Origin of the sequence: Bacillus pacificus (genome assembly GCF_020861345.1) — a bacterium.
Taxonomy (GTDB): Bacteria; Bacillota; Bacilli; order Bacillales; family Bacillaceae_G; genus Bacillus_A; species Bacillus_A pacificus.
Window position 1 is genome coordinate 2,602,767 of the sequence record NZ_CP086328.1, and the last position, 12,954, is coordinate 2,615,720.

Below are 12,954 nucleotides of genomic sequence, written 5' to 3' on the forward strand. Positions count from 1 at the left end.
GTGAAATTACTAAACTCTATAAAAAAAAGAGCCTATTGTATATAGACCCTTCACATTGCTTGAATTAATTTGTATTTGCCTCTGCTAACGGTTGTAACGGTGGTTCTAATTTTAGTTCTAATGCATCGCCTTCTTGTATAGCTTGTCCTTTTTCAATACTTTGATTTGTTACATATCCCGTACCTGAAGTTTTTAAATCTAATTTTAATAGTTTAGAAAAATACATAACATCACGCATTGACCAACCTTGTAAATTGGGCATTGTTGCGTTGTTTCCTAATAAAAATATACGATCACCTTCACTCATTACTTCACCAGACTGCGGATATTGTTTTTTTATTTTTCCTTCGCCTAAAATTATCGGTTGGAGTTTCTCTTTTTTCACATTGTTCTCTACCGTATCTATTGATTGATTCACATAGTTTTGCACTTTTAATTGGGATTTTTTCGTTGCATCGGCCATTTGTTGTTCTGTGTATGGTTTCACCTTTAAATATTCAAGGCTATTTTTCACAACTGGTTTAAATATTTCAGCGAGTGGTTGAGCTCCATATTCATCTCCCTTTAACTTTGGCTGCTTAATAGCTAAGTATACAATTAACTCTGGGTCATCAATTGGAGCCATACCTAAAAATGAAAAAATATAATTTTCTTTTCCTTCCATATATCGTCCATTTTCAGGATTCGGAATTTGGGCTGTTCCTGTCTTGCCTCCTATTGGGTAACCATCGACTTTATACATTGTACCTGTACCTTTTGAAGACGTAATAACACGCTCCATTAAGTCTCTTACCTTGTCCGCAGTCCCTTTTTTTATCGGATTGCCAACTTCTTTCGGTTGATTTTCCATAATAACTTGCTTGTTTGTTGGATTTACAACTTTGTCAACGATATATGGTTGCATCATTTTCCCGTCATTTGCTATAGCCGTAGCAGCTTGGATTAATTGAATTGGAGTTACTGTAGAACCTTGTCCGAAAGAAGTTGTTACTTGTTGAATTTGTGTATTTAATAGTAAAGTATTTTTACTTTCACCAGGTAAATCTATTCCCGTTTTTTGGTTAAAACCAAATTTATTCATATATTGCTTAAATTTATTTGGTTTTAATAACTGATCTTCTAAAATAGAAAAAGCTACGTTTGATGACCTTTCAAAACCTTCATCAAATGTTATAGATCCCCATCCAAACCCACCATTATGATCTTTTATATCCGCTGAACCTACTGAATACTTGCCGGATTGAAAATATTCTTTCCCGTTATATACACCTTCATTGATTGCAGCAGCTAACGTAAATACTTTCATCGTTGAACCTGGTTCATATGCATTTGCGATTGGATCATTTAAAAAGTATTCAATATCCCCTTTATTAGGGTTAAAACTAGGTTTACTAGACATAGCTAAAACTTTCCCAGTCTTTGGATCCGCTATAATACCTACTAACATAGAAGGATCATAGTGCTCTTGCGCCTTATTCATCGCTTCTTCTAAAAAACTATTAATTTGTTTATCAAGCGTAAGATATACGTTATTTCCATTTTTAGCGGGTTCTATTTTTCCTATATCATTTGTAAGCGGGATACCTCCTCGCGCTCCCACATATTCTATATTCCCATTTGTCGAGCGTAAATATTTATCTAAACTTTTTTCAAGTCCAAACTTCCCTTCTGTATTTCCTTTATCGTCTGGTCTAGCAAAACCAAGTATATAAGATGCAAAATCTTCATTTGGATACACTCTTGCTTTCTCAGGCATAAAAGAAACACCTGGGATTTTCAATTTTTTAATTTGTTCTTTCTTTTCCCTAGACAAATTCCGGCCAACTTTTCCGATTTCAACTTGCGTACGCCCCTCATGGAAATTTTTTAATACGTCCTCTTTATCAATTTCAAGCGCAGTAGCTAATTGCTCTGCAGTTTCATCTTTATTTTTCACTTTGTCATTACCTTTCAAATTCACAACAACACGATACGTTGTTGAATCTTGAACGAGCACTTTTCCAGTTTGATCATAAATCGTGCCACGATTCGCTTCCAAAACACCATTTTTATTATGTTGTTCATTTGCTAAATCCTTTACATTCACATTTTGCACGACTCCTACTGCTTGAATATAGAAAAAACGTAAAAGCATAATAAGAAACAAAACAATAAAAGCAATCATAAAATACCGCGCGCCTTTATTCGTTTGAAGTTTATGCATATTTCGCTCCTTTCTTTCACCATTAATTACTACAAAGATGTGCTACCAAATATGTAGTTTTTACTTTCACTACTATATGTTTCGAACATTTCCTTTTAATTCCTTTAAAACAGTCTGAAAGTAGTTATTGTTTCTGTTTCTATTTTTTTTATCTATTTATATTACGGTACGTGAAATTTAAGAATATTCCATCATTAGATGGTTGGTTTATTATAAATTACAAATTTCATAAAGACTTTTAATGCTAACCCAGTATTATTTTGTCACTCTTTTAATACTTATGGCCCTTATCTTGTGCACAATAAAAAGTTCCCCTCTGGATTTCCAAAGGAGAACTTTCAAACAAACCTACAAATAGTTATTTATAAAATTAAGCTAAATGATTATATTTCGCTAAAAAAGGAATACGTTTCGCTACCAACGCGTACGTTTTAAATACAAATTTCGCTATCGGCTCAAACGTACGTGTACTTTGCACTACTAAGCCACTTGTGATAAATGTTAAGAAAGCAGCACCCAGTATATCTAAAGGATAATGAACACCTACGTACATACGTGAAACACCGACTAATACTGCCCAAATAAGAGCGACATATTTAAGTTTTTCTCCTCTAAGCAAAAATACAAATGCAATTGAAAATACAAGTACTGAATGATCACTAACAAATGATGAGTCCGCTGCATGTGGTACTAATTGATGTACATCATGTGATACAAACGGACGTGGATGGTAATATACCGCATGTATCACAACATTTACTAGTAATGCGATAATGACTGAAAGTGTCGTATATAACACTGTATATTGTTTTTTTATTGCATTAATTTTCTTTCCATTGTTAAACCATAAGATAACCATAAATAAAATCGCTACATATGCAGCACTATTTGTAATAGCGATCATTAGCGAATCTAATAGTTTGGACGATCCAGCAAAATTATTAAACCATTGAAATACTGTGTAATTCATAATACTCTCTCCTTGCATAAAAGCTTTCTTGATTTACACAGTATACAACATCAATATGAAAATGGGCTGAAACTTTTCTCATCAAATTCTCATTTTACTATCACTTATTTGACAATATTAAGACTAATTATAACGGCCAATTATGTATAAAGCTGAAAAACCTTTAAAACAATATGAATCATATGCTTTTTATGTGTAGAATACATAACATAGTTACTTCAATATACTAGTTAAGAAATCATATTTTTAATACATACGAAGTGCAATATTACCGAATTGTTCGCCTTGTTCCATACGTCTTAACGCTTGAGTCGCTTCTTCCAACGAATACACTTTATCCATAATTGGTTTAATCTTATATTTCTCTATAAACTTCATCATCTCATTAAATTCTTCACGGCTACCCATAGATGTCCCCATAATATCAATTTGATTATAGAATAACGCTCGTAAAGGCAATTCAATTTTATCTCCTGAGCTTGCGCCAAAATTAACAATTCTCCCATTTTGTTTTAATACATCAAAATATTTTAAGAATGTTGCTGGCCCTATACTATCAATTATTAAATCTACTTTCTCTCCGCGCAAACTCTCTTCCCAATTTCCAGAACTATTGAAGGAAAAGTCTGCACCATATGTTTCGGCAAGCTTCCTTTTGTTCTCTATCCTTGAAGTAACACTTACTTTTGCGCCAATTGCTTTTGCAAATAACATAGCAAACGTCGCTACACCGCCGCCTATCCCCGGAATTAAAACATGTTCGCCACGCTTTAATCTACCCTTTGTAAAAAGCGCTCTATATGCAGTTAGTGCCGATAAAGATAAAACACCAGACTCTTCCCAAGAAAGATATGACGGTTTTGCCACTACATTTTCTACTGGCACAATAACACATTCAGCAAACGTTCCATCTTTCGGTCCACCTAACACCTCTGGTAACTCGGGTATTTCAGCAATATGATCCCATCCAATACTAGGGTTAATAATAACCTCATTTTGTAATAAAGTTCTTGAAACACTTTCTCCAATCTCTGTAATTATACCTGCACCATCTGATCCTAGAACTAATGGGACTTGCATTTCTTTTCTATTATTCATTATAAATAAATCTCGATGATTTAATCCTGCTGATTTTAATTTTACTTTCACTTCCCCAGCGCTAGGGTTTCTCTCAGGTAATACTTTATATTCTACCCCTTCAAATCCTGCTTTATATTGTTGTACGATAGCTTTCATTTTTATTCCCCCTTAATAATTCTAATGTACTAGAAAGTTCGAAATAAACAAAGTAATTTGACTATAAAAAAGAAGGAATGTAAAAACACCCCTTCTTTTCAATGTATTAAAGTGAAACGGTAGGCAGTATAATCGTAACGATTGTTCCTTCACCTTCTTTACTCTCTATTCGAATAGTTCCGTTGTATTTCTCTACAAGACGTTTTGCGATAGACAAACCTAGACCGTTTCCACCTTGTTTTCGACTTCTTGCTTTGTCCACACGATAAAAGCGGTTAAGAACAAATGGTAAATCAGCTTCGGGTATTCCCGCACCACGATCTATGATACGAATTTTAACTTTCCCTGATTGTACACTAGATTCAATACAAATATATTTATTAACTTCTTTTGTATATTTCACTGCGTTATCCAATACGATAATAATAATTTGTTCTAAGTAAGATGAAGGGATTGAGACATATGCCGAATCTTCACCCAGTTTCATATCAAATTGAAATTCAGTTTGAAGTACAGCAAAGTTTTGTGTAACTTGTTTTAATATGCTATTTACATGGACTGGATCAGCTGCAATTGGATGCATCTGTTCTGATTCAGCTCTTGATAGTTCTAGCAATTCTAAAACTAACTTATTTAAACGATCAACTTCCTTTAAACTGGATTGAAGCGATTTATCTAAAACTGCTGGATCATTTTTCCCCCACCGATTTAACATAGACAAGTGTCCTTGAATAATTGTTAGTGGTGTTCTCAGTTCATGGGATGCGTCTTCTACAAACTGCTTCTGTTGTGTAAAGGAAGTTTCTACTTCATCCATCATTTCGTTAAAAAGAAACGATAATTTTGCAAGTTCATCATTATTTTCACGTACTGGAACCCGTTCATTTAGCCCATTTTTCTTAATACGCTTCATCGTATTCGTTATATTTTGAATACTTGATAATAGCTTTTTCGTGATTAGTACCCCACCTAAAAAACTAAGGATTAATCCACATATTCCGGCAATAATCATTACCACTAAAATAATTTTTAATAAATGATCAAAAGCCTCTAAGTTTTTCGTAAGTTCAATCGTGCCAGTGAACTCTTTTGTTTGAATTGGTATACGTTTAACTAATATGCGATCTTCTACATGTCTTTTTATAAATAATTCATCTTGTAAAACTTGTTTTGGCTTTATCCATGTCTCATTAAAATCTCGCGAAACAGTAACAATTGGTTTTCCATCCATGCCGATAACACGAATCATTTGATGTTTATCAATCATATTATTTAAGAAATCTTTACTGTTTTCAAACGTTTTAATCGAAAGGGTATCACTTTTATCTTGGTAATATGCCGCTATTTCTGTCACTTGCCTATTTATTTGTTTCTGTTCATAATCTATAGTCCACTTATTGATTACAATAAACTGCAAAGTGCTATATAAAATGAATAAAATAAATACTAATGTAGTGGACCAAAGTGTTAATTTCCACTTTATAGGTAGATTTCGAATTTGATGCACAATATTTTTAATCATTTCATTATATATCCAGCACCGCGGACCGTTTGGATATATTCCTCCTTATCTACACTATGTAACTTGTTACGTAAATAACGAACGTATACATCAACGATATTCGTCTCAACCATTGCATCATATCCCCATACTTGATCCAATAAAACATCACGGGTAAGTACTCTATTAATATTTTTCATAAACATAAGCAAGAGTTCAAATTCTTTATTTGTAAGTTCGATTTCTTCATTTCCTTTTGTAATAGTTCGAGATTCAATCTGGAGCTGTAAATCTTTGAACGTAAGAGATGAAACATGCTTGTTTTCTATATGTTCTTCCCGTCTAAATATAACCCTCATACGTGCCAACAGCTCTTCAATTGCAAATGGTTTCGGAAGATAATCATCGGCTCCGCTATCTAATCCTGTCACGCGATCCATAATACTATCGCGTGCAGTTAGCATAATAATTGGTGTATTTTTAGTTGCCCTTAATCTACGACACACCTCTATTCCATTTAATCCTGGTAGCATTAAATCCAGCAGAATAAGGTCATAATTTGTTTCAAGTGCAGCCTCTAAACCCTTCCGCCCATCAAACTGTATATCGACTTTATATCCTTCATACTTTAGTTCTAACTCTAAAAAATCAGCTAAATTTTCTTCATCCTCAATGATTAATATGTGTTGCAACAGCAATGCCCCCTATACAGTTAAATGAATCAGTAATCCTACTCCAAATATAATTGCCATAATTTGATGTACTTTTCTATACAATATCAAGTTTATTTTTTTATCATGTTTCTGTAAGAAAAGTCCAATGACACCTAGTATAATTAAAATAAAAAGGGAGAATATACCACTATAAAATATAAGTATATGTCGACTTCCTTTTAATAAAAAATAAACACCGTGAGTAATTGATACAGCTAATACAGTATATCCAATTAATACGTGAAATTTTTTAATGAACAAATATAAATCTTTTATCAATTTAACCCCAATTATATTTTTCTTTTTAAAAAATAACCATACATGACGTAAAAACCATAATGATGCAGCTAAAATCGTCCCATATTCACCGAAAGAACCTAATTTCTTATTTAACCCTTTTACATTTAATACGTTGCCGTAAATTACATTAATAAGTAACAATGCTACACTACAAAAAATAATAGTAAAGCCTATAATTTTTACAAATAAATGAAAAGATTTATGTTTTAGTAGCTTTTCCATTTCATTTAAGCTCCTTTCTTAAAAAGTTTCTGTAACCAGCAGAATATCAAATAAAAAAGAAAGGAACATGAGAACAAGATTAAAATAAAATGAGAATTTCAAGATCACTTAATTTGTTTAGCTTCCTTTATTATTTTTTGAATAAACGGCGCTTTTGCACTTGTATATGAAACTCGATCAAAAGGATATGTAGCTGCAAGTCTCTCTTTTAGTTCTCTATATTCTTTACGTGCCCATTCATGCTTTATTAGAAAGTCTCGAAATAAAAGATTGTTTTTCCATTCGTCACTATTATAAATATAGACATGTAAATGATGAGTGCCCGCTCTCCATTTTCCCTTTCTAAAAAAACGCCAATTAGGTGATTCTTTTGGAACGTACTCATATCCAATTTTTAATAAATCTTCAATCCACTTTTCGATAATTTGCAAATCTGTTACGCCAATCATCATATCAATTAAAGGTTTCGCTCCTAACCCTTGTACAGATGTGCTCCCTATATGTTCAATAGCAATACAATCTCCTCCGAATAAAGAAATAAATTTTTCCTTTTCTTTTAAATACTCTTCATGCCACTCTTTTTCATATGATTTAATAACGATTTGTTGTTCCACTTTATTCACACTCCTATAAGTATTCATCATTATATTTATAAAATTTCATGTGATTAACATAGGATTTTTACAAAATATGTCGAATAATGAAATATACAACTTAATTATAATAAATGCGAGGTATATTATGGAAGCTAAACCAGTTGAAATTCAGTTAAATCAAATAACATTCCAATTAAAAGAACATCATAATTTTGATTGGCTCTTGAAATTAGGAACCGTATTTGCAGTTTTTGACCAGCAAGATTCAGGTAATATAAGTTTTGGTGTTGAAAAAAATGGCCATAAAAAATTCATTAAATACGCAGGGGCACAAACAATTGCATACGAAGGAACAATAAACGACGCTATTGAACGGTTAAAAAAATCAGTTTCCCTATACGAGGAATTAAAGCATAACTCGCTTATAAAACTAATTGAACATTTTCCAGTTCAATCTGGATATGTATTAATTTTCGATTGGTTTGATGGTGAATGTCTTCATTCGCACTGGAGTTTCCCGCCTCCTGAGAAATATAAAAATCCAAACTCTCCATTTTATAAATTTAAGCATTTACCTGTTAGAAAACGAGTTCAATCCTTAAATTCCATTTTTTCTTTCCATACATATGTCGAAAAGAAAAACTATGTAGCAATAGATTTTTATGATGGTAGTATTATGTATAATTTTAATACAAATGAAACGAAAATTTGTGATATTGATTTATATTCTAAAAAACCATACGTAAATAAAATGGGAAGATTATGGGGTTCCTCACGTTTTATGTCTCCTGAAGAATTCGAGCTAAACGCTATGATTGATGCGAGAACAAATGTATTTAATATGGGTGCAATGGCTTTCGCAATTTTAGGTGGTGGAAAAGATCGCTCCTTTACAAAATGGGAAGCAAGTAGGGATTTATATGAAATAGCGTATCGTGCTGTAAATGAAAACCGAATGGAACGATATGTATCGGTTGAAACATTTTATGAAGAGTGGCTAAACATGGCTAATACTGAAAAAATATAAACTTATATTATTAAAAGCAAAAAGTTTCTACTATAATCATGTATAATATATATGAAATGGAAATTCAAAATAACGAGGCAAATATATTATGAACTTTGTTTATATTAATCAAAACGTATTAAATAATCTTCTTTACATTCTAATTAGTATATTTATTTTTTATTTTATATACGATAGCGGGCGCTATTTAAAGAAATATAAAATACTACTTATTACTCTTTGTTCGAGTATCCCACTTATTCTATGTATGAGATACCCTATCTATATGGATGAGAGTTGTATTCATGATTTAAGACAAATCCCAGTCATAATTGGTACACTCTATGGTGGATTCCCTGTCGGTATCATATTGTTTACAATTTTATTAATTACAAGATTTTTATTTTATGGATTTAATATGCTAACTGTCATTGTTTACGGAATAATGTTTATCATTACAGCATTCGCATCCGCAAAATTTAATACATATAATAGAAAAATAAAAGTAGCTTTTTCCATGTTTTTAACCTTTTTCCTAGCAATATTTACAACTGTGATTGTGTTAACTTTATCAAATTTTGAAGTAAATAATTTGTATATTATTTACTTCATAATATTACCGACTACTCTAATGCTATTTATTGTTTATATAAATGAAGTTATAAAAGATGCAGTATGTATGCGATCAAAATTAATTAAAGTGGAGAAAATGGAGATTGTTAGCCAACTCGCTGCTAGCATATCACATGAAGTAAGAAACCCTTTAACTGTCGTAAAAGGATTTACACAACTTTTGAAAACATCCAATCTAACTCCCGAATCGAGAGACAAATATATTGACCATATACTTGAAGAATTAAATCGTGCTCAAGAAATTATTGATGACTATTTAACATTTGCCAAACCTGCTCCAGAAAAATTAGATCATATTTCAGTCGAACAAGAGTTAAATAGAGTTATTAATATGATAGTGCCCTTATGTAATATGAATACGGTACATATTACGAAAGATTTCTCCAATGCAACAATAGTTGGTAATAAACAGCACTTTCAGCAATGCTTTTTAAACTTAATAAAAAATGGTATTGAAGCAATGCCTAATGGTGGCACTTTAAATATCGCCTCTTCTATTAGTAATAATAAAGTTATCATACGAATTGAAGATAGCGGAATTGGTATGTCACAAGAGCAAATAAATCGCTTTGGCGAACCGTATTTTAGTACAAAAACGAAAGGTACAGGTTTAGGTACAATGGTTGCTGTTAAGATCATTGAAACGATGCAAGGTAATTTGAAAATCCGAAGCGTTATGAATAAAGGTACTACTTTGACAATTACATTTCCGAAATGTAATACAAACGCATCTAACAATAAATAAAAAAGGAGCATTTATGCTCCTTTTTTATTTGTTTCGATACATAAGTATCTTCTATGTTTTTTAGTTTTACATTTGTGGAGACTAATTAAAAATTAGTACCCTCCGCCCCAACAGCTGCATCCAACGATAATTAACAAAATAAATAATACAACTAATAAAGCGAAACCTCCACCAAAACCACAAGAACCACCGTAACTCATATTTTCTCCTCCTTTTGGTTTGAAAACTAATAGGTAGTTGATCATTTTAACTGGTTCGTATTATACATTATGTAAATATCCCTTTTTTGAGCATGTCTATATAAAAATAAGTAAAAGCACTCATTTGAGAGTGCTTTAAAATGGATACCAAAAATTTTGAAATACATGTAACTTTAAATATACTGCAGCAATTAAAATGAAAATACCTACAAATAAAGCAATGAAATCCCGGCTTTTCGCTTTATTTGTATAGAACCACGTACGTGTATCCTTCTTTCCAAATCCTCTTAAATCCATTGCGTTTGAAACTGTATCGATTCTCTCTAAAGAATGAATAATTAAAGGCCAGAAAATTAAGACACGGTTTTGCATGCGGATCCATAAACTTGCTTCTCCTTTTTCAAAAGCTACTCCTCTCGCCTCTTGGGCATGTTTAATAACTTTATATTCGGACTGAATATCAGGTATATAACGTAATGCAATATTTATCGCATAAGTAATTTTATAATGAATTCGAAATTTACTTAAGCTACTCACAAATTTGCTTGGATCAGTCGTATAAATAAAAATAATTGTAAATGGTAATAACGTAAAATACTTTAACGAAAGTGTAGCTGCATAAAATAATGTTTCGTATGTAATTGTTGCATATCCAATATACACAAATGAAGTATACGATCCAGTTAATTCCGATCCATGGGTTGGTGTAATAAATAAGATCATGACAGAATTTAATAAACTAAATGTAAATATAACAGTAAAAACAATAAAAATTTTACGAAATGGAATTTTAGCAACTAGAAGTCCGATACATCCAATTATAAATACGAATAGCAATATGCGAAAATCAAAAAATAAAAAAGTAAGTGTCATACAAAAAATAAATAATAACAATTTCACTGATCCGTCCATGCGATGAAAATATGTATTATACACCTTCCTCCCTCCTAATATCATCAAAATAAAGTTCCATAAACCTTTCAGGATTTGCAATACCACTAAATTTAACGAGTTTAAATAAAGAACTCTCCTTTAAGTTCGCTCTTTTTAACGTTTCTGGATGACCTAATACAATAGATGCAGTATTATTCGCAATAACTTCTCCTTCCTTTAGAACTATTGCTCTGTCTGCATATTCTAATGCGAGATTCATATCGTGTGTGATAAAAATAAAGGATATTCCCTTTGCAGCTAGTTTTCTAATAAACGTCATAAATTGTTTATAATGATAATAATCTTGTCCCGCTGTCGGTTCATCTAATATGATAAGTTTTGGATTTGTTGTTAGTACAGATGCAATCGTTAATCTCTTTTTTTGCCCATAACTTAATGCCTGAATTGGCCAATTTCGAAATGGATACAAGCCACAAATTTTTAATGTTTCCTCTGCTCTAAGCTTAATTTCTTCCTTCGAAAATTTTTTTAATTTTAATGAAAATGAAATTTCTTCCATTACAGTAGCTTGTGTAATCATATGATTTGGATTTTGCATCACATAAGATATAACCTCACCGCGTTTACGAATAGACCAAGAATTGATATTTACTCCATCAATTAAAATCCTATCATTTTTTGTTTTGTTTATCCCTATAAGACTATGAGCTAGTGTTGATTTTCCAGCTCCATTATGTCCTAGGAGTGCTACTATTTCCCCTTTAAATAGAGAGAAATTTACATTGTCTAATACTTTTTGTTTATTAGGATATGAGAATGACAAATTCTCTACTTTCAATAATTCTTTTTTTGTAGGAGTATCTTTACAAAAAGTTTGCTTCTCCATCCACTCATTTATTACTCCACTAACACTTTCCCTTTGAAGATTTTCAAGTGGGTATATTACGTCATTATTACTATCAAAATGCAATCTCTTTAAGCCTTCTATGTACATAGGTTCTCTTAATCCGATAGATGGTAATATATTTGATGCTAAAATCTTTTCTGGTGTGCCTATCGCAACAATTTCTCCTTCATCAATTAAAATGATTTTATCTAAATCTAGGTTTAACATTTCTTCTATTCGATGTTCAATTATTACAATTGTTTTATTATATTGTTTATGTATATCTTTAATAAGTTCTACTGTATGTAAGCTACTAACTGGATCTAAATTTGCTAACGGTTCATCGAACAATAATATATGAGCATTTGTTGTTAACAGACCTGCTAAAGAAACAGTTTGTTTTTGTCCTCCTGATAATTCATGTGGACTTTGTTTATGAAAATTATGCATCTTTACCTTTTTTAATGATTCCGAAACAATCTTTTTCATATCATCTTCATTTACGCATTCATTTTCTAAATAAAAAGCTACATCTTCCTCTACTGTAAGACCAATAAATTGTGCATCTTGATCTTGCAAAATTGTTCCAACCTGTTTACTCTGTTCAAAAATACTTCCTTTCCTCGGGTCTTTTCCGTCAATTAAAATAGTACCAGTACTAGTCCCTTCATAAGAAAATGGGATTAGCCCATTCATACAATGAGCTAATGTCGATTTCCCTGAACCACTTCGCCCAGCAATCAGCACTTTTTCCCCAGGATATATATGAAATGTAACGTCTTTAACAGTAGGCTGCGCTGCATGCTTATATTGAAAGTTGAATTGTTCAAAAGAAATAATTGGTTGCAT

The 12,954-nt window shown here is 31.7% G+C and carries 12 protein-coding genes; 2 read left to right on the plus strand and 10 right to left on the minus strand.

What is annotated here, in order from left to right; all coding sequences use genetic code 11:
- Window positions 1-64 precede the first annotated feature (64 nt).
- From LMD38_RS13710 to LMD38_RS13740, 7 genes are all read right to left on the minus strand, one after another.
- Window positions 65-2,203 (minus strand): penicillin-binding protein, encoded by a 2,139-nt coding sequence (locus LMD38_RS13710; protein WP_062822561.1) that lies wholly within the window; start codon window positions 2,201-2,203, stop codon window positions 65-67.
- Between the two features lie 370 nt (window positions 2,204-2,573).
- Window positions 2,574-3,173 (minus strand): undecaprenyl-diphosphatase, encoded by a 600-nt coding sequence (locus tag LMD38_RS13715; RefSeq protein WP_001110136.1) that lies wholly within the window; start codon window positions 3,171-3,173, stop codon window positions 2,574-2,576.
- A gap of 246 nt (window positions 3,174-3,419) precedes the next feature.
- Window positions 3,420-4,409, minus strand: a complete 990-nt coding sequence (locus LMD38_RS13720) for a zinc-binding dehydrogenase (RefSeq protein ID WP_000644612.1) — start codon at window positions 4,407-4,409, stop codon at window positions 3,420-3,422.
- A 106-nt stretch (window positions 4,410-4,515) separates the two neighbouring features.
- The gene (locus tag LMD38_RS13725) at window positions 4,516-5,931 is read right to left on the minus strand and encodes a HAMP domain-containing sensor histidine kinase (RefSeq protein ID WP_000594489.1); all 1,416 of its coding nucleotides are present in this window, start codon (window positions 5,929-5,931) and stop codon (window positions 4,516-4,518) included.
- Window positions 5,928-6,602 (minus strand): response regulator transcription factor, encoded by a 675-nt coding sequence (locus LMD38_RS13730; RefSeq protein WP_001163823.1) that lies wholly within the window; start codon window positions 6,600-6,602, stop codon window positions 5,928-5,930. Before LMD38_RS13730 ends, LMD38_RS13725 begins: the two co-directional genes overlap by 4 nt.
- Before the next feature lie 12 nt (window positions 6,603-6,614).
- Window positions 6,615-7,145 carry a hypothetical protein gene (locus tag LMD38_RS13735; protein WP_000413330.1) on the minus strand — a complete coding sequence of 177 codons (531 nt, stop codon included), beginning with the start codon at window positions 7,143-7,145 and terminating at the stop codon, window positions 6,615-6,617.
- Window positions 7,146-7,249: 104 nt separating this feature from the next.
- A complete protein-coding gene (locus LMD38_RS13740; protein WP_000437697.1) occupies window positions 7,250-7,759 on the minus strand; it encodes a GrpB family protein in 510 nt (169 codons plus the stop codon).
- Window positions 7,760-7,886: 127 nt separating this feature from the next.
- Between LMD38_RS13740 and LMD38_RS13745 the strand changes: the two genes are divergently transcribed.
- Window positions 7,887-8,768 (plus strand): protein kinase family protein, encoded by an 882-nt coding sequence (locus LMD38_RS13745; RefSeq protein WP_016717592.1) that lies wholly within the window; start codon window positions 7,887-7,889, stop codon window positions 8,766-8,768.
- A gap of 88 nt (window positions 8,769-8,856) precedes the next feature.
- Window positions 8,857-10,125 (plus strand): LytS/YhcK type 5TM receptor domain-containing protein, encoded by a 1,269-nt coding sequence (locus tag LMD38_RS13750; RefSeq protein WP_062822560.1) that lies wholly within the window; start codon window positions 8,857-8,859, stop codon window positions 10,123-10,125.
- Window positions 10,126-10,217: 92 nt separating this feature from the next.
- On the opposite strand, the gene LMD38_RS13755 is transcribed toward LMD38_RS13750, so the two are convergent.
- The 3 genes from LMD38_RS13755 to LMD38_RS13765 all read right to left on the minus strand — a co-directional run bounded on the left by LMD38_RS13755 (window position 10,218) and on the right by LMD38_RS13765 (window position 12,954).
- Window positions 10,218-10,325, minus strand: a complete 108-nt coding sequence (locus LMD38_RS13755) for a YjcZ family sporulation protein (protein WP_000120182.1) — start codon at window positions 10,323-10,325, stop codon at window positions 10,218-10,220.
- 135 nt (window positions 10,326-10,460) lie between these two features.
- Window positions 10,461-11,261, minus strand: a complete 801-nt coding sequence (locus LMD38_RS13760; protein WP_062822559.1) for an energy-coupling factor transporter transmembrane component T family protein — start codon at window positions 11,259-11,261, stop codon at window positions 10,461-10,463.
- Window positions 11,254-12,954, minus strand: coding sequence for an ABC transporter ATP-binding protein (locus LMD38_RS13765; RefSeq protein ID WP_016717590.1), 1,701 nt, complete (start codon window positions 12,952-12,954; stop codon window positions 11,254-11,256). The genes LMD38_RS13760 and LMD38_RS13765 overlap by 8 nt, the downstream gene beginning before the upstream one ends.